General features: G+C 75.1%; 16 protein-coding genes. 7 read left to right on the top strand and 9 right to left on the bottom strand.

Annotated features, from left to right (window positions below):
• Positions 1-35 precede the first annotated feature (35 nt).
• Complete coding sequence (locus FHX36_RS17780; RefSeq protein WP_110551091.1) at positions 36-701, top strand: flagellar brake protein; 666 nt, start codon at positions 36-38, stop codon at positions 699-701.
• Positions 702-703: 2 nt separating this feature from the next.
• On the opposite strand, the gene FHX36_RS17775 is transcribed toward FHX36_RS17780, so the two are convergent.
• Both FHX36_RS17775 and purB read right to left on the bottom strand, forming a co-directional pair.
• Entirely contained in the window at positions 704-1,582 is an 879-nt protein-coding gene (locus FHX36_RS17775) for a phosphoribosylaminoimidazolesuccinocarboxamide synthase (protein ID WP_110551092.1), read from the bottom strand.
• A complete protein-coding gene (gene purB / locus FHX36_RS17770; RefSeq protein WP_110551093.1) occupies positions 1,579-2,886 on the bottom strand; it encodes an adenylosuccinate lyase in 1,308 nt (435 codons plus the stop codon). Before purB ends, FHX36_RS17775 begins: the two co-directional genes overlap by 4 nt.
• 170 nt (positions 2,887-3,056) lie before the next feature.
• Between purB and FHX36_RS17765 the strand changes: the two genes are divergently transcribed.
• Both FHX36_RS17765 and FHX36_RS17760 read left to right on the top strand, forming a co-directional pair.
• On the top strand, positions 3,057-3,962 hold the full coding sequence (locus tag FHX36_RS17765) for an SMI1/KNR4 family protein (protein ID WP_110551094.1): 906 nt from the start codon (positions 3,057-3,059) through the stop codon (positions 3,960-3,962).
• 116 nt (positions 3,963-4,078) lie between these two features.
• Entirely contained in the window at positions 4,079-5,539 is a 1,461-nt protein-coding gene (locus FHX36_RS17760; RefSeq protein ID WP_183513956.1) for an AI-2E family transporter, read from the top strand.
• A 70-nt stretch (positions 5,540-5,609) separates the two neighbouring features.
• On the opposite strand, the gene purD is transcribed toward FHX36_RS17760, so the two are convergent.
• Both purD and rsgA read right to left on the bottom strand, forming a co-directional pair.
• Positions 5,610-6,866 carry a phosphoribosylamine--glycine ligase gene (gene purD / locus FHX36_RS17755; protein ID WP_110554304.1) on the bottom strand — a complete coding sequence of 419 codons (1,257 nt, stop codon included), beginning with the start codon at positions 6,864-6,866 and terminating at the stop codon, positions 5,610-5,612.
• A gap of 88 nt (positions 6,867-6,954) precedes the next feature.
• Complete coding sequence (rsgA, locus tag FHX36_RS17750; RefSeq protein WP_183513954.1) at positions 6,955-7,971, bottom strand: ribosome small subunit-dependent GTPase A; 1,017 nt, start codon at positions 7,969-7,971, stop codon at positions 6,955-6,957.
• Positions 7,972-8,075: 104 nt separating this feature from the next.
• Between rsgA and FHX36_RS17745 the strand changes: the two genes are divergently transcribed.
• Positions 8,076-9,122 (top strand): glycerophosphodiester phosphodiesterase family protein, encoded by a 1,047-nt coding sequence (locus tag FHX36_RS17745; RefSeq protein WP_110554001.1) that lies wholly within the window; start codon positions 8,076-8,078, stop codon positions 9,120-9,122.
• A gap of 72 nt (positions 9,123-9,194) precedes the next feature.
• Here FHX36_RS17745 and FHX36_RS17740 read toward each other — a convergent pair whose 3' ends face one another.
• Positions 9,195-10,484 carry an adenylosuccinate synthase gene (locus FHX36_RS17740; protein ID WP_110554000.1) on the bottom strand — a complete coding sequence of 430 codons (1,290 nt, stop codon included), beginning with the start codon at positions 10,482-10,484 and terminating at the stop codon, positions 9,195-9,197.
• A gap of 63 nt (positions 10,485-10,547) precedes the next feature.
• Here FHX36_RS17740 and FHX36_RS17735 point away from each other — a divergent pair, with 63 nt between their 5' ends.
• The 3 genes from FHX36_RS17735 (at position 10,548) to FHX36_RS17725 (ending at position 13,172) form a co-directional block, all read left to right on the top strand.
• Positions 10,548-11,165 (top strand): hypothetical protein, encoded by a 618-nt coding sequence (locus FHX36_RS17735; RefSeq protein WP_110553999.1) that lies wholly within the window; start codon positions 10,548-10,550, stop codon positions 11,163-11,165.
• Between the two features lie 133 nt (positions 11,166-11,298).
• On the top strand, positions 11,299-12,363 hold the full coding sequence (locus FHX36_RS17730; RefSeq protein WP_343056653.1) for an ABC transporter permease: 1,065 nt from the start codon (positions 11,299-11,301) through the stop codon (positions 12,361-12,363).
• The gene (locus tag FHX36_RS17725; protein WP_110550954.1) at positions 12,360-13,172 is read left to right on the top strand and encodes an ATP-binding cassette domain-containing protein; all 813 of its coding nucleotides are present in this window, start codon (positions 12,360-12,362) and stop codon (positions 13,170-13,172) included. The genes FHX36_RS17730 and FHX36_RS17725 overlap by 4 nt, the downstream gene beginning before the upstream one ends.
• Before the next feature lie 22 nt (positions 13,173-13,194).
• On the opposite strand, the gene FHX36_RS17720 is transcribed toward FHX36_RS17725, so the two are convergent.
• The 4 genes from FHX36_RS17720 to FHX36_RS17705 form a co-directional block, all read right to left on the bottom strand.
• A complete protein-coding gene (locus FHX36_RS17720; RefSeq protein ID WP_181428648.1) occupies positions 13,195-13,338 on the bottom strand; it encodes a GPGG-motif small membrane protein in 144 nt (47 codons plus the stop codon).
• Between the two features lie 153 nt (positions 13,339-13,491).
• Complete coding sequence (locus FHX36_RS17715; RefSeq protein WP_110550955.1) at positions 13,492-13,896, bottom strand: DUF3151 domain-containing protein; 405 nt, start codon at positions 13,894-13,896, stop codon at positions 13,492-13,494.
• Between the two features lies 1 nt (position 13,897).
• Entirely contained in the window at positions 13,898-14,932 is a 1,035-nt protein-coding gene (gene fbaA, locus FHX36_RS17710) for a class II fructose-bisphosphate aldolase (protein WP_110550956.1), read from the bottom strand.
• Positions 14,933-15,051: 119 nt separating this feature from the next.
• The gene (locus FHX36_RS17705) at positions 15,052-16,413 is read right to left on the bottom strand and encodes an FAD-dependent oxidoreductase (RefSeq protein WP_110550957.1); all 1,362 of its coding nucleotides are present in this window, start codon (positions 16,411-16,413) and stop codon (positions 15,052-15,054) included.
• Between the last annotated feature and the right edge of the window lie 23 nt (positions 16,414-16,436).

Below are 16,436 nucleotides of genomic sequence, written 5' to 3'. Positions count from 1 at the left end.
CGGGACCGCGACGGGAGCAGGAGGAGGGCACCGGCATGGTCGCAGGCACACCGAACGTCGACTACCCGGCCGCCAGCACCGCGCTCAGCGTCATGCCGCTCGGCCAGGACGAGGCCCTGACCAGCCGGGTCCGCCGGGAGACCGAGAACTTCCTGTACATCTCCCCGCCCCGCAACAGCATCGGCGAGAGCGTGCCCTTCGTCGAGAAGGACATGCTCGAGCTCTCCTGGCAGGCCGACGACGGGCTCCGGTCCGTGCCGGCCGACGCGCTGGCCTTCACCGACGACGCCACCTGGCGGCTGCGGATCACCGGGCCGGCCAACCGGATCCAGCGCCGGGACGCCGTCCGGGCGCCGATCGGGCTGTCGGTCTCGCTCTGGTGGGACCGGACCACGCTCACCGGCAGCACGGTCGACCTCAGCGAGGGCGGCCTGCTCGCCGTCTTCCGCCCGCACGGCGACCTCGGCGTCTCCGTCCCCTTCCCCAAGCCCGGCCAGCCCCTCGGGCTGCGGCTGGACCTCTACTCCGACGAGCTGGTCACCGAGGTGGCGCTGGTCCGCCGGCGGCCGCGGCAGGACAACCTGCACGAGTGGTCGCTGCGCTTCCTCGACCTGCCCGAGCCCGCCGCGGACCTCATCCGCTCGCACGTCTTCACCGCGCTGCGCAACGCCCGCGCCCGCGGCCTCGCCGCGCTGTACTGAGGTCAGCTGAAGGGCTGACCGGTGAGCTGCTCGTAGGCGCGCACGTAGCGGTCCCGGGTGGCCGCCACGACGTCCTCGGGCAGCTCCGGTGGCTCGGACACCCGGTCCCAGCCGGAGACGGTCAGCCAGTCGCGGACGAACTGCTTGTCGTAGGAGGGCTGCGCGGCCCCCGGCGACCAGGTGGTGGCCGGCCAGAAGCGCGAGGAGTCCGGCGTCAGCACCTCGTCGCCGAGCACCAGCCCGCCGCCGGCGGTGCCGAACTCGAACTTGGTGTCGGCCAGCACGATCCCGGCCGCCTCGGCGATCTCCGCGCCGCGGCGGTACAGCGCCAGCGTCAGCGAGCGCAGCGCCTCGGCCTGCTCCGCGCCGACGGCGTCGACCACCCCGGTGAACGGGATCGGCTCGTCGTGCTCGCCCACCTCGGCCTTGGTCGACGGGGTGAACACCGGCTCGGGCAGCCGCGAGCCCTCGACCAGGCCGGCGGGCAGCGGGACGTCGACGATCGCGCCGCTGCGCTGGTATTCGACCGTGCCCGACCCGGACAGGTAGCCGCGGGCCACGCACTCCACCGGCAGCATCTCCAGCCGGCGGACCAGCATCGCCCGGCCCGCCAGCTCGGCCGGCACGCCCTCCGCGGTCAGCTCCGGCCCGGCGGCCAGCAGGTGGTGGGTGGCGCCGTGCTCGGCGAGCACCGGGGTGAGCTGCTCGAACCACCACACCGACAGCGCGGTGAGCACCCGGCCCTTGTCCGGGATCGGCGTGGGCAGCACGTGGTCGTAGGCGGAGATCCGGTCGCTGGCGACGAGCAGCAGCCGGTCGGCGTCCACGGCGTAGACCTCGCGGACCTTGCCCCGGGCGACCAGCTCGAACGGCACGGTCATGACAGCGCGGCGAGGCGGTCGAACAGCGGGCCGAGGTTGGCCACGTAGTTCTCCGGCCGGCAGATCTCGTCCAGCTTCGCCTCGTCCAGCGCCACGCCCTCGGCGGCCGCCCGCTCGCGCAGCGTCTGCCGGAACGGCGTCCCGTCCTGCCAGGTGCGCATCGCCGCGGACTGGACCAGCGCGTAGGACTGCTCCCGGCCCATGCCGCTCTCGACCAGCTCCAGCAGGACGGCGGAGGTGTAGATCAGCCCGCCGGTCGACTCCAGGTTCGCCCGCATCCGGTCGGCGTCGACGACGAGGTTCTCCACCAGCCCCGCGGTCAGGTCGAGCAGGTAGTCGGTGGTGATCGAGGCGTCGGGCAGGAACACCCGCTCGGTGGAGGAGTGCGAGATGTCCCGCTCGTGCCACAGCGGGATGCCCTCCATGACCGGCACGATCGCCGCGCGGACCACCCGGGCCAGGCCGGCGATCCGCTCGGACCGGATCGGGTTCTTCTTGTGCGGCATCGCGCTGGAGCCCTTCTGGCCCGAGCCGAACGCCTCGGACAGCTCCCGCACCTCGGTGCGCTGCCCGTGCCGCACCTCCAGCGCGACCGCCTCGCAGACGGTGGCGATGACCGCCAGCGCGGAGACCCACTCGCTGATCCCGTCGCGCAGCACCACCTGGGTGGACGCATCGGCCGCGCGCAGGTGGAGCGCCTCGGCCACGGTCACCTCGACGGCGGGGTCGATCAGCGAGTAGGTGCCGACGGCGCCGGAGATGGCGACCACGCCGACCGCCTCGCGCGCCCGGCGCAGCCGGTCCCGGCTGCGCGCCGCGGCGAAGGCCAGGTCGGCGACCCGGTGGCCCCAGACGACGGGCTCGGCGTGCACGCCGTGGGTGCGGCCGACCTTGATGGTGTGCCGGTGCGCCAGCCCGTGGTCGCGCAGCGCGGCCACCAGCCGGTCGGCCTTGTCCAGCAGGACGTCGGTCGCGTCGGTGAGCTGGACGGCGAGGGCGGTGTCCAGCAGGTCCGAGGAGGTCATCCCGTGATGCACGTAGGCCGCCGCCGAGCGGGGCTCGGTGTTGTCCGCCCACGCGGTGAGGAAGGCGATGACGTCGTGCTGCGTCGTCTCCTCGATCTCCGCGACCCGCTCGGGCGTGGGCGGCGGCGCGTTGCGCACCGGCTCCACGACGTCGGCGGGCACCCGCCCGGCCGCCGCGTGGGCCTCCAGCACCAGGGTCTCCACCCGGCACCACAGCTCGTACTTGTGCTGGTCGCTCCAGACCCGCCCCATCTCGGGGAGGGTGTACCGGTCGATCATGCGGGTACCGCTTCGGACTGGTCAGCTCGTCGCGCCACGGCGCCATCCTCTCGCACCGCCGTCCGCGGGCGCCCGACCCCTCGGCGGGAGCGAGCCTCGAGCACGGCCCCGGTGGGCCTGACGCCCGGTACGGTCCGCCCGGTGACCGCCTCCCCGACGCGCCCCGGGCCATGACCCAGGTCGTCCTGCGCGCCCCGAGCCTGACCGGCCTCACGGGCGAGGCCCTCCTGGACGTCGTCCGCCGCCGGGCCGGCGACTGGCCGGTGCGGACCGTCCGGCGCGGCCTGCTCCGCCGCGAGCAGCTGGAGCTCGTGCCGAGCGACGCCGGAGCCGGGGTCCTCGACGAGGCGTCGCGGCCGCGGGTGGGCGCGATGCTGCAGCACCTCGTCTCGTCGTGCCTGCACCTCGAGGTCGAGGTCGACGGCGGTGGCCGCAGGGTCGAGCTGACCCACGACGGCGTCGCCGCGCACGTCGCCGCCGCGGGCCTCGTGCCCGGGACGACGTACGTGCTGCGCTGGAGCTCGCCCGACCGCCGGCCCGAGCCCGACGTCGAGGGCGACGCGGCGGTCGATGCGGCCTGGCAGCGGATCGAGCGCTGGTTCGCCGAGCACCACCCGCTCGGGGTTACCGTGCTGGCGCCCGGGGCCACCGAGGAGGCCCTGCTGGCGCTGGAGGAGACGATCGGCAGGCCCGTCCCGCCGCCGCTGCGCCGCTCGCTGGAACGCCACGACGGCCAGGGCGAGGGGATCACCACCCTCACCGAGGGGCACGAGCTGCTCGGCGCCGCCTGCATCGCCGACGAGTGGACGATGATGCGCGAGATCAGCGAGCGGAACCCGCCGGACGACGGGTGGTGGCGGCCGTCGTGGGTGGAGTTCACCTCGGACGGCTCGGGGAATGGCCTGTGCCTGGACGCCGACACCGGCGAGGTGCTCTTCCGCGACGAGGTGGAGGGCGGCTCGGTCGAGACCCGGCGTTTCGAGGGCTGGCTGACCCGCTGGGCCGAGGAGCTCGAGTCCGGCGAGCAGGTCATCGACTCCAGGGGCGACATCGACCTGGCCTGGGCCGCGGACTGACCCCGGCCCCCGGCTCGTCGCGGGCCGGACGGACCGGTCGATCATGGGGGCACGAGCTCACCGGCTCCGCCTCCCGCACTCCGTGCGCGAGCACCCGCCCCCCTCGGAGGACGACGATGCAGCTCCGGCCGGGACCCCTGATCGCCCGAGCGCGCGAGCGCATCCGGGCCGCCCGCGAGCACGACCCGCACGCCTGGCCCGACGGCACCGTGCTGGTGCTGGAGGACGGCAGCCGCGCCGTCGTCGAGCACGTCGAGGAGCCGCCCGCGGACGGCGACGTAACCCCACCCGCCCCGGCCGGCACCGGCGCCGACGACGCCGGCGGGGAGCACCCGCCGGGCAGCCCGCGGCCGGGCACCCCGGACGTCGACGTCCCCGGCGGGGTGAGCGGGCCGCCGTCACCCGGCGGCGCCCCCCCGACGCCGGGCCGGGACCGGAGCCGCGGCAGCCTGCTCGCCCCCGAGGCCGCCCCGCGGTCGGTGGAGCGCGACGTGCCCAACGGGCTGCGGATCGCCGCCGCGTGGTCCTGGCGGGCGGTCGCGGTGCTCCTCGCCCTGTACCTGCTGCTGCGGGCGGCGGGCTACGTCGCGGTCGTCGTCGTCCCGGTGATCGTCGCGCTGCTGCTGGCCGCGCTGCTGCAGCCCGGCGCGGCGTACCTGCGCCGCCGCGGCTGGCCGGTGGCCCTGTCGGCGCTGACCATGCTGGTGGTCGGGCTCGGCGTGGTCGCCGGGATCGTCACCCTGGTCGTCGAGGAGTTCGTCGCCGGCTACGACGACCTGGCCTCGCAGGTCGACGAGGGCCTCACCCAGGTGCAGGACTTCGTCACCCGGACCTTCCCGATCACCGACGGCCAGATCAGCGACGCGGTCGACAGCGCCAGCGACGCCGTCGTCGACAACCGCGACGTGCTCACCTCCGGGGCGCTCACCACGGCCGCCACGGTCGGCGAGGTGCTCACCGGCCTGCTGCTGACCCTGTTCACCCTGTTCTTCTTCCTGATGGACGGCCGGCAGATCTGGCTGTGGATCGTCGGGCTGACCCCGGCGAACTCCCAGGCCTACCTGGACGAGGCGGCCCGCCGCTCCTGGCGGACGCTGATCTCCTACGTCCGGGCCACGATCGCGGTGGCCGCCTTCGACGCGGTCTTCATCGGCGTCGGGCTGCTGTTCCTCGGCACCCCGCTGGTGGTGCCGCTGGCCGCCCTGGTCTTCCTCGGCGCCTTCATCCCGATCATCGGGTCGTTCCTGGCCGGCACGGTGTCGGTGCTGGTGACCCTGGTGGCGGTCGGGCCGGTGCGGGCGCTGATCGCGCTCGGGATCATCGTGCTGGTCATGCAGCTGGAGGGGCACGTGCTGCAGCCGCTGCTGCTCGGCCGGGCGGTCTCGGTGCACCCGCTGGCGGTGGTCCTGGGCATCGCGGCCGGGCTGCTGATCGGCGGCATCTTCGGAGCGTTGATCGCCGTCCCGGTGATCGCCTGCGGCAACGTCGCGGGCACCTACCTGTCCCGCCGCCACGAGGGGCCGCGACCACCCCAGCCGGACACCCGGCGCGCCCGACGCCTGGTCACCACCCGCTGAAGCCCGGAGATGGCCATCTCCGGGGGCGGCGGACTCCCGGAGATGGCCATCTCCGGGGTGGAGCGGCCCGTCAGCCGGCGGTGATGCGCCCCTCGACGGCGGCCAGGGCGATGTCGGTGCGCCAGTGCGCCCCGGCCAGCCGGACGGCGGCGACCCGCTCGTAGGCGGTCTGCCGGGCCGCGGCCAGGTCGGCCCCGACCGCGGTGACGGCCAGCACCCGCCCACCGGCGGAGTGCACCAGCCCGTCGGGGCCGACGACCGTGCCGGCGTGCAGCACCCCCTCGCCGCCCGCACCGGTGACCGGGTCGCCGGTGCGCGGACGCTCGGGATAGCCGGCGGCCGCGACGACGACGGTGACCGCGGCGGCGTCGCGCCAGCGCAGCGGCGGCTGCTCGGCCAGCGTGCCCGTGGCGGCGGCGAGCAGCAGCCCGGCCAGCGGGGTCTCCAGCAGCGGCAGCACGACCTGCGTCTCCGGGTCGCCGAAACGGGCGTTGAACTCCACCACCTTCACCCCGCGCGAGGTGAGCGCGAGGCCGGCGTAGAGCAGCCCGCTGAACGGCTCACCGCGGCGGGCCATCTCGTCGACGGTCGGCTGCAGGACGGTGGCCCGCACCTCCTCGACCAGCCCCTCCGGCGCCCAGGGCAGCGGGGCGTAGGCGCCCATCCCGCCGGTGTTCGGGCCACCGTCGCCGTCGTCCCGGCGCTTGTGGTCCTGGGCGGGCAGCAGCGGCACGACCGTCGTCCCGTCCGACAGGGCGAACAGCGACACCTCGGGGCCGTCGAGGAACTCCTCGATCAGCACCGGGTGGCCGGCGTCCAGGACGGCGCGCCCGTGCGCGACCGCCGCCGCCCGGTGGGTGGTGACCAGCACGCCCTTGCCCGCGGCCAGCCCGTCGTCCTTGACCACGTAGGGCGGGCCGGCCTCGTCCAGCGCCGTCTCCAGCTCGGCCGGGCCGCCGACCGCCCAGAAGCCCGCGGTGGGCACGCCGGCCGCGGTCATCACGTGCTTGGCGAAGGCCTTCGAGCCCTCGATCTGGGCGGCCTGCTGGGACGGGCCGAAGCAGGCGATGCCGGCGTCCCGGACGGCGTCGGCGACCCCGGCGACCAGCGGCACCTCCGGTCCGATCACGACGAGGTCCGCGCGGAACTCGGTGGCCAGCGCGGTGACCGCCATCGGGTCGGCGGCGTCGACGGCGAACGGCTGGGCGATGACCGCGGTGCCGGCGTTGCCGGGCGCGCAGGCCAGCGCCGTGACGGCGGGGTCGGACTGCAGAGCCACGCACAGGGCGTGCTCCCGGGCACCGGAACCGATCACGAGGACGCGCACCGCAGGAACGCTACCGTCGAAGGACCCCGTCCTCCCCACCCCTCGCACGCTCGGGGCGGTGCCCTGGACGGGGCCGGCGGGCGGCGGGTCAGCGGTGGGGGCGGGCGGGGCGGGCCCGCATCTCCCGGTGCAGCGCCCGCACCCGCTGGTGCTCGAGGGCGCGCGCCCGGGCGTCGGCGCGCAGCTCCTGCCGGTGCGCCTCGGCCTGCAGCTTGCGCCAGGCGGTGAACCGGGCCGGGTCGAGCTCGCCCCGGTCGATCGCGGCGGCGACCGCGCAGCCGGGCTCGGTGCGGTGCGCGCAGTCCCGGAACCGGCAGTCGGCGGCCAAGCCGGCGACGTCGGCGTAGGTGGTGTCCAGCCCCTCTCCCCCGGGCAGCGCCAGCTCGCGCATCCCCGGGGTGTCGATCAGCAGCCCGCCGCCGGGCAGCAGGTGCAGCTCGCGGGCGGTGGTCGTGTGCCGTCCGCGGCCGTCCTCCCGGATCTCCGCCGTCGCGGCCACCGGGCGGCCGGCCAGCGCGTTGGCCAGGCTCGACTTGCCCACCCCCGAGGGGCCGACCATCGCCGCGGTGCTGCCCGGGGTGAGCAGCGACTGCAGCGCCCCGAGGCCCGCGCCGCTCACCGCGCTGACCGCCAGCACCTCGACGCCCACGGCGTCCTCGGCCACCCGGGCCACCGCGGCGGGCACGTCCGGGCACACGTCGGCCTTGGTCAGGACGACGACCGGCGTCGCCCCGCTGGCCCAGGCCACCGCCAGGTACCGCTCCACGCGGCGCAGCCGGGCATCGCCCACCAGCGAGTCGACGACCAGCACCAGGTCCACGTTGGCCGCCACCACCTGCGGGGCCGAGCCGCGCCCGGCGGCGGTGCGCACGAAGGCCGTGCGCCGGGGCAGCAGCCGGACGGCGAGCTCGCCGCGGACCGCCACCCAGTCACCGACCGCGGGGGCGGACTCGTCGTGCAGCGCGCCGCCCAGGCGCACCCGGTGCTCACCGGTCGCGGTGAGCACGGTGAGCAGGCCGCGGTCGACCCGGGCCACCCGGGCGACCTCGCAGCCGGCAGGCACGTCCGGCGGCGCCGCGCCCGTCGGGACTGAGAGTTCACTCACACGGGTGATGCTGGACTGCTGGTGAGGGAGCTGTCTTCCGATTTGTGGGCATGACGTCGGCGCGTGTTCACCACCGGGACGTGATGGCCGGGTTCCCTGGAGACATGCACGAGACCGGCCTGAAGGCCGTCGACTCGCCGCGCCGGGAGCGCACGCCGCTCGTCATCGGCCACCGGGGAGCCCCCAGCTACCGACCCGAGCACACCCTCGCCAGCTACGAGCTGGCCATCGACCTGGGTGCCGACCTGATCGAGCCCGACCTCGTGGTGACCCGCGACGGCGAGCTCGTCGCCCGGCACGAGAACGAGCTCTCCCGCTCCACCGACGTCGCCGCCCACCCGGAGTTCGCCGACCGCCGGCGCACCCAGGAGGTCGACGGCGAGGAGCTGACCGGCTGGTTCACCGAGGACTTCACCCTCGCCGAGCTGCGCACCCTGGGCGCGGTGGAGCGGATGCCCGGCGTGCGCCCGCTGAACACCGCCTACGACGGCCGCTTCGGCGTCCTCACCCTGGCCGAGATCGTGGCGCTCGTCCGCCGCCGGTCCTCCCCCGGCCGCCCGGTGCGGGTGCAGGCCGAGCTGAAGAACCCCGGCTGGTTCGCCGCCCAGGGGCTGCCGATGACCGAGCTGCTGGCCGCCGAGCTGCGCCGGCTGGACGCCGTCCGCTCCGACGGCCCGGTCGTCGTGATGGCGTTCGAGCCCGAGGCGCTGCGCGCGCTGCGCCGCGACCTGGGCACCGACGGGACCCGGCTGGTGCAGCTGGTCGAGGAGGAGGGCGTCCAGGACGCGCTCATCACGCCGTCCGGGCTGCGCGAGATCTCCACCTACGCCGACGGGATCGCCCCGCACAAGGGCCGGATCCTGCTCCACGGCGCCGACGGCGCCCTGGTCGGCGTCTCGGACCTGATCACCCAGGCGCACCGGGCCGGGCTGACCGTCGAGCCGTGGACGCTGCGGCCGGAGAACGTCTTCCTGCCCAGCCACCTGCGCCGCGGCAGCGACCCCAGCGGCATCGGCGACGCGCAGACCGAGGCGCGGCTGCTGCTGGCCCTCGGTGTGGACGGCGTGATCACCGACGCCCCGGAGACCGCGCACCGGGCCCGCGCCGAGCTCACCGCCGAGGCGATGGCCCCGGTCCGCCCCCGCCGCTAGCGGAGAGGGACCCCCTGGCCCCGCTGCAGGGGCCCGCCGCGAGCTCGCGAGCGGTGGGGGCAGCGGGGTCCTTCAACCGATCAGGTCGTGGATGACGACGTTCTCGTCGCGGCCGGGGCCGACCCCGATGACGCTGACCCGGGCACCCGACAGCTCCTCGAGCCGGCGGACGTAGGCCTGCGCGTTGGCCGGCAGGTCCTCGAACCGGCGGCACCCGGTGATGTCCTCGAACCAGCCGGGCATCTCCTCGTAGACCGGCGTGGCGTGGTGGAACTCGGTCTGGGTCATCGGCATCTCGTCGTGCCGCACGCCGTCGACGTCGTAGGCCACGCAGATCGGCACCGTCTCCAGGCCGGAGAGGACGTCGAGCTTGGTGAGGAAGTAGTCGGTGATCCCGTTGACCCGGCTGGCGTAGCGGGCGACCACCGCGTCGAACCAGCCGCAGCGCCGGTCGCGGCCGGTGGTCACCCCGACCTCGCCGCCGTGCTTGCGCAGGTACTCGCCCCACTGGTCGTGCAGCTCGGTCGGGAACGGGCCGGAGCCGACCCGGGTCGTGTACGCCTTGAGGATGCCGACGACCCGCTCGATCCGGGTCGGGCCGACACCGGCGCCCACGGCCGCCCCGCCGGCGGTCGGGTTGGACGACGTCACGAACGGGTAGGTGCCGTGGTCGACGTCGAGCAGGGTGCCCTGCGAGCCCTCCAGCAGCACCCACTCGCCGGCGTCGAGGGCGTTGCCCAGCAGCAGCCGGGTGTCGACGATCCGGTGCTTGAGCGCCTCGGCGTAGCCGGCGTACTCCTCGACCACCTCGTCGACGTCGATCGCCTTGCGGTTGTAGACCTTGACCAGGACCTGGTTCTTCTCCTGCAGCGTGCCCTCGAGCTTCTGCCGCAGGATCGACAGGTCGAGCAGGTCCTGCACCCGGATGCCGGTGCGGGCCACCTTGTCGCCGTAGGCCGGGCCGATGCCGCGCCCGGTGGTGCCGATCTTGCGCTGGCCCAGGAAGCGCTCGGTGACGCGGTCCAGCGCCCGGTGGTGCGGCATGATCAGGTGCGCGTCGGAGGAGATCACCAGGCGCGAGGTGTCCACCCCGCGCTCCTCGAGGCCGGCCAGCTCGCCGATCAGCACCTCGGGGTCGATCACCACGCCGTTGCCGATCACCGGCGTGCAGCCCGGCGTGAGGATGCCGCTGGGGATCAGGTGCAGCGCGTAGCGCTCGCCGTCCGGGGTGATCACCGTGTGGCCGGCGTTGTTGCCGCCCTGGTACCGGACGACGTACGGCACCCGGCCACCCAGCAGGTCGGTCGCCTTGCCCTTGCCCTCGTCGCCCCACTGGGCGCCGATCAGCACGACTGCGGGCATGGGTGAGGTCTCCTCGTTCGTCGCACCGGCAGGTCCCGGCTGGCCAGGTGGCAGGGTATCGGCATGCCCGCGGTGCAGTTCGACCTGCGCGGTCTGGCGGCCCAGCAGCCGCCGTCGCGCCGGCACGTCGCCTCTGTCGTGGACGACGCCGAGGAGGTGCACGTGCTGGGGCCGGTGCCCGCCCTGGCCGCCGTGTTGGCCCGGCTCTGGCGCAAGGACCGGCTGCCGGCCGTACCGGTCAGCTGGGCGCCGGCCGACGACCCGGCGTCGACCGGGTTGGCCCGCTCGCTGGGGCTCGGCACGGGCGCCGAGCGGGAGCTGCCGCTGGTCCGCGACGACCACGGCGGGGTGCTGCTCTCGGCCGGCCGGGTGACGGCGTTCGGCGAGCAGCGGCGGGTGCTCAGCCGCCGGTTCGGCGCGCAGGCCTACTGCGACGACGCCCGGGTCGCCAACGGCGAGATCGCCCGGATCGACGTCCGCCCGGACTGGACGGCGGTCGACCGGCTCTCCGTCGCCGTCGTCACGGTGCCGCTGCGCACCCCCCAGCGGGCCACCGGCCGGGCGCTGCAGATCGCCTGCGCCCCGGCGCAGGTGGTGGCCGACGGCGTCCCGTTCGAGCGCGAGGTGACCCGGTGGACCTGGTACGCCGACGACCGGGTGCGCTGGCGGCTCCGCCCCTGAAAGCGTGGCACCGAGTGCCAGCTCACCCCTCAGGGCGCCCGGGATCGTGGACACTGGACGGACCGCCGCCGCACCAGGAGGTCTCGCTGTCCGCGTCCCGTCGCCTGCCCGCTCCCTGCCGGGTGCGCTGCCGGTGAGCACCGAGCGGCTCCCCGCCTTCGGCCCCGCGGTCGCCGTGGTGCCGCGCTCCGCCGGCCGCCGGCTGCTCGACCGGCTGCTCGCCCGGCCCAGCGTCGGCGCGCTCTTCGGCGTGCTCGGCGTGGGGGTCTTCTTCGCCCTCCAGGCGCCCGGCCTGCTCAGCTCCGGCGGGCTGGCCACGGTCCTCGACATCGCCGCCCCGCTCGGCATCGGCGGGGTCGCGGTCGCCCTGCTGCTGGTGGCCGGCCAGTTCGACCTGTCCATCGGGGTCGTCGCGGTGACCAGCGCCCTGCTGACGGCGCTGCTGGTCACCGAGACCGGGCTCGGCCTCTGGCCGGCGCTGCTGCTCTCGCTGGCCGGCGCGCTGCTGGTCGGCGCGGTCAACGGCGTGCTGGTGGTCACCACCGGGCTGCCCAGCTTCCTGGTCACGCTCGCCACCTTCCTGGTGCTGCAGGGCGGCTCGCTGGCGGTGGCGTCGGCGGTCGCCGGCTCCTCCCGGGTCTCCGGGCTGGCCGGCGCGGAGGGCTGGGACTCGGCGCTGGCGGTGTTCGGCGCGACCACGCAGCTGGGCGACGGCCGGTTCCGCATCTCGCTGCTGTGGTGGCTGGCGGCGACCGCGGTCACCACCTGGCTGCTGTGGCGTACCCGGTTCGGCAACGCCGTCTTCGGCAGCGGGGGCGCTCCCCGGGCCTCCCGCGAGCTCGGCGTCCCGGTGGCCCGCACGACGGTGCTGCTGTTCCTGGGCACCGCCGCGGCCGGCTGGCTGATCGGCACGCTCGGGCTCGTGCGGCTCGGCGGCGTCCAGGTCGACCCGGCGCTGGGCGCGGAGATCGAGTTCATCGTGGTGGCGGTGATCGGCGGGTGCCTGCTCACCGGCGGCTACGGCTCGACCGTCGGCGCCTCGCTCGGTGCGCTGCTCTACGCCATCGCCCGGGAGGGGATCTCGCTGGCCGGCTGGGACCCGCGCTGGTTCCAGGCCTTCCTGGGAGTGCTGCTGCTGGTCGCGCTGCTGGCCAACGGCGTCGTCCGGCGCCGGCTGCGGGCGGTGCCGCGCTCGTGAGCACCGCCGCGGACCCCACCGGAAGCGCGCCGGTGCTCGAGCTGCGCGGGGTGACCGTGCGCTTCGGCAGCGTCGCCGCGCTGTCCCGCGTCTCCCTGGCGCTGCGCGCGGGCGAGGTGACGTGCGTGCTCGGGGAGAACGGCTCGGGCAAGTCGACCCTGGTCGCGGTGCTCTCCGGGCTGCAGCGGCCGGTGGAGGGCGAACTGCTGCTCGACGGTCAGCCGGTGCGGCTCCGCTCGCCCCAGCAGGCGCGCAGCCGCGGGATCGCCACCGTCTGGCAGGACCTGGCGATCGCCCCGCTGATGTCGGTGTGGCGGAACTTCTTCCTCGGCGCGGAGCCCACCCGGGGCACGTGGCCCTTCCGCCGGCTGGACGTCGGCCGGGCCGAGGAGATCGCCGGACGGGAGATGGCCCGGGTCGGCGTCACCGGGCTGGACCCGGGGCAGCCCGCGAGCGCCCTGCAGGCCGGCGAGCGGCAGAGCCTGGCGATCGCCCGGGCACTGCACTTCGGCGCCCGGGTGCTGGTGATCGACGAGCCCACCGCGCCGATGACGGTGGCCCAGCGGGCGCTGGTGCTGCAGTCGGTGGTGGCCGCGCGGGACGCCGGCCTGGCGGTGCTCTTCGTGACCCACAGCCCGCAGTACGCCCACCTGGTGGGCGACCGGTTCCTGCTGCTGGGCGGGGGCCGGGTGGCCGGCGACCTCACCCGGGAGGACGTGGACCTCGAGGACCTGACCCGGCTGGTCGCCGGCGGCGACGAGCTGTCGCTGCTCACCGGGCACCTGCGGGCGGCCCACCCCGACCGCTGACGCGTACGGGGCGGGCCGTCGATCAGTTGAAGACGCTGACCCCGCCCGGACCGACCAGCAGCCCCACGACGATCAGGACGATCCCCCACAGCAGCTGCTTGCGGAGGATCGCGAAGATGCCCGCGACCACCAGCACGACAGCCAGGATCCACAGCAACGTCTCCATGGACCTGCCCCTCCACTCGAGGCGACACCCGGGTGGTGTCGACCGGAGTCGGACGCTAGCGACGCCGCGCGCGCCCGGCATCAGGACGGTCGCGAGCCGCAACCCCCCGGCCCGCCGCGAGCCGGCGCGCGGTCGGGGCAGCAGGGTGGTCGGTCAGGGGGCCAGCGACGGGTCGCAGTCGCGCAGCAGCTGGGTGCAGCGCTCCTGCTCGTCGACCTCGCCGATGGCCTCGGCCGCCTTGGCCAGCACGGTGACGCAGCGCAGGAAGCCGCGGTTGGGCTCGTGCGACCACGGCACCGGGCCGTAGCCCTTCCAGCCGTTGCGGCGCAGCGCGTCCAGCCCGCGGTGGTACCCGGTGCGGGCGTAGGCGTAGGCCTCGATGGTGCGGCCGCCGGTGAGCGCACCCTCCGCCAGCGCGGCCCAGGCGGCGCTGGACGTCGGGTGGGCCGCGGCCACCTCGGCCGGGTCGGTGCCGGCGGCGAGGGCCTCGTCGGCGGCCGGGATGCCGGGCAGGAGGGTGGCCGGCGGCTCGCCCAGCAGGTTGTGGGAGTGGGTCATGTCAGCCCACCTGCGACTGGCCGGCGGAGAGCAGGTCCTGGCAGGCCTGGACCACGCGGTCGGCCATGTTGGCCTCGGCGAGCTTCATGTAGGTGCGGGGGTCGTAGGTCTTCTTGACCCCGACCTCGCCGTCGACCTTGAGCACGCCGTCGTAGTTGCTGAACATGTGCCCGGCGATCGCGCGGGTGAGCGCGTACTGGGTGTCGGTGTCGACGTTCATCTTCACCACGCCGTAGGAGATCGCCTCGCGGATGTCGGAGAGGTCCGAGCCCGAGCCGCCGTGGAAGACCAGGTTGAAGGGCTTGGCGCCCTCGCCCAGGCCGAACTGCTCGGCGACGACGGCCTGCCCGCGCTCGAGGACGTCGGGGCGGAGCTTGACGTTGCCCGGCTTGTAGACGCCGTGCACGTTGCCGAAGGTCGCGGCCAGCAGGTAGACGCCCTTCTCGCCGAGCCCGAGGGCCTCCGCGGTGCGGACGAAGTCGCCGTCGGCCGTGTAGAGCTTCTCGTTGATCTCGTGGGCGACGCCGTCCTCCTCGCCGCCGACGACGCCGATCTCGACCTCGAGGACGATCTTCGCGGCGGCGCACTTCTCGATGAGCTCCTGGCCGATCTCCAGGTTCTCGGTCAGCTCGATCGCCGAGCCGTCCCACATGTGCGACTGGAACAGCGGCTCCTGCCCGGCGTCGACCCGGTCCTGGGAGATCGCGATGAGCGGGCGGACGTAGCTGTCCAGCTTGTCCTTCGGGCAGTGGTCGGTGTGCAGCGCGACGTTGATCGGGTAGCGCTCGGCGACCACGTGGGCGAACTCGGCGAGCGCCACGGCGCCGGTGACCATGTCCTTGACCCGGGTGCCCGAGCCGAACTCCGCACCACCGGTGGAGAACTGGATGATCCCGTCGCTGCCGGCGTCGGCGAAGCCGCGCAGGGCCGCGTTGATCGTCTCGGACGAGGTGCAGTTGATGGCCGGGTAGGCGAAACCGCCCTCCTTCGCCCGGCTGATCATGTCTGCGTAGACCTCGGGGGTCGCGATGGGCATGCGGTGCACTCCTGACGTCGGTCCGGCGGCTCTGCTCGGCGTCAGTATCGCGCCATCCTCCGGCCCCGCTGCAGGGGCCCGCGCCGCGCGAAGCGTGGCGTGGGGGGCAGCGGGGTCCTTCAGCCCTGCTCGGTCCGGCTGACCTTGCGGGCGGCCACCACGACGGGGTCGTAGGTCGGCGAGAAGGGCGGGGCGTAGGAGAGGTCGCTGCCGGCCAGGTCCTCGGCGGTCATCCCGGCCCAGATCGCGGTGGCGAGCACGTCGATCCGCTTGCCGGCCCCCGGCCCGCCGACCACCTGCGCACCGAGCAGCTGCCCCGAGCCGCTCTCGCTGATCAGCTTGACGGCCACCTGCTCGGCCCCCGGGTAGTAGCCGGCCCGGGTGGTGCCCTCGATGGTGTCGGTGCGGTAGGCGAAGCCGGCCTCCTCGGCCTGGGTGGTGCACAGCCCGGTGCGGGCCACCTCGAGGTCGCCGACCTTGGTCAGGGCGGTGCCCAGCACCCCGGCGAACCGCGCCGGCCGGCCACCGATGACCGAGCCCGCGACGCGGCCCTGCTTGTTGGCGTGCGTGCCCAGCGCCACGTGCGCCACCTCGCCGGTGACCCGGTGGAAGGTCTGCGCGCAGTCGCCGGCGGCGAACACCTCCGGGTGGTCGCGGCAGCGCTGGCTGCGGTCGACGTCGACCGCCCCGGTCGGCCCGAGCGCCAGGCCGGCGTCGGCGGCCAGCCGGGCCTCCGGCCCCATGCCCAGCCCGAGGACGACGAGGTCGGCGTCGTAGCTGCCGACGTCGGTGCGCACCCCGCACGCCCGGCCGGACGCGTCGACCAGCACCTCGCGCACCGCCTGGTCGGTGTGCACCGTCATGCCCATGGCCGTCATCGCCGCGCAGACCCGCTCGCCCATGTCGGCGTCCAGCAGCTGCATGGGCAGCGGGTCGGCCAGCACGACGGTGACCTCCAGCCCGCGGCGCTGCAGCGCCTCGGCCATCTCCAGGCCGATGTAGCCCCCGCCGAGCACCAGCCCCCGCCGCGGCCGGTCGCCGGGCAGCCCGTCGATGGCGGTCCGGATCGCCGCGCCGTCGTCCAGCCGGTGCACGCCGTGCACACCGTCGGCGTCCAGCCCGGGGATGGGCGGCCGGACCGGGCGCCCACCGGTGGCCACCACCAGCCGGTCGTAGCCCAGCCGCTCACCGCCGGCGGTGTGCACCTGGCCGGCGGCCAGGTCGATGGCCTCGGCGCGGGTGCCGGTGCGCACGGTGATGCCCCGGGCGGCGAACTCCGCCGGGGTGCGGGCGATCAGGTCGCTGCGCTCGCCGACCTGGCCGCCGACCCAGTACGGGATGCCGCAGGCGGAGTAGGAGACGTCCTGCCCCTGCTCCAGGACGACGATCTCCAGGTCACCGGCGTCCCGCAGCCGGCGGGCCTGGGCCGCCGCCGACATCCCGGCGGCGTCCCCGCCGACCACGACCAGCCGTTCGCTCATGACCGGCAGCCTGCCACCGCGGA

The sequence above is a fragment of the Modestobacter versicolor genome, from assembly GCF_014195485.1.
Classification (GTDB): Bacteria; Actinomycetota; Actinomycetes; order Mycobacteriales; family Geodermatophilaceae; genus Modestobacter; species Modestobacter versicolor.
The sequence above is the reverse complement of the archived record's forward strand: the minus strand, read 5'-3'. Positions and strand labels throughout refer to the sequence as shown.

Bases quoted from the DNA above. Each gene is read 5' to 3' on its own strand.
- FHX36_RS17780 (WP_110551091.1), top strand. From the start codon at position 36: ATGGTCGCAGGCACACCGAACGTCGACTACCCGGCCGCCAGCACCGCG.
- FHX36_RS17775 (WP_110551092.1), bottom strand. From the start codon at position 1,582: ATGACCGTGCCGTTCGAGCTGGTCGCCCGGGGCAAGGTCCGCGAGGTC.
- purB (WP_110551093.1), bottom strand. From the start codon at position 2,886: ATGATCGACCGGTACACCCTCCCCGAGATGGGGCGGGTCTGGAGCGAC.
- FHX36_RS17765 (WP_110551094.1), top strand. From the start codon at position 3,057: ATGACCCAGGTCGTCCTGCGCGCCCCGAGCCTGACCGGCCTCACGGGC.
- FHX36_RS17760 (WP_183513956.1), top strand. From the start codon at position 4,079: ATGCAGCTCCGGCCGGGACCCCTGATCGCCCGAGCGCGCGAGCGCATC.
- FHX36_RS17745 (WP_110554001.1), top strand. From the start codon at position 8,076: ATGCACGAGACCGGCCTGAAGGCCGTCGACTCGCCGCGCCGGGAGCGC.
- FHX36_RS17740 (WP_110554000.1), bottom strand. From the start codon at position 10,484: ATGCCCGCAGTCGTGCTGATCGGCGCCCAGTGGGGCGACGAGGGCAAG.
- FHX36_RS17735 (WP_110553999.1), top strand. From the start codon at position 10,548: ATGCCCGCGGTGCAGTTCGACCTGCGCGGTCTGGCGGCCCAGCAGCCG.
- FHX36_RS17720 (WP_181428648.1), bottom strand. From the start codon at position 13,338: ATGGAGACGTTGCTGTGGATCCTGGCTGTCGTGCTGGTGGTCGCGGGC.
- FHX36_RS17715 (WP_110550955.1), bottom strand. From the start codon at position 13,896: ATGACCCACTCCCACAACCTGCTGGGCGAGCCGCCGGCCACCCTCCTG.
- fbaA (WP_110550956.1), bottom strand. From the start codon at position 14,932: ATGCCCATCGCGACCCCCGAGGTCTACGCAGACATGATCAGCCGGGCG.
- FHX36_RS17705 (WP_110550957.1), bottom strand. From the start codon at position 16,413: ATGAGCGAACGGCTGGTCGTGGTCGGCGGGGACGCCGCCGGGATGTCG.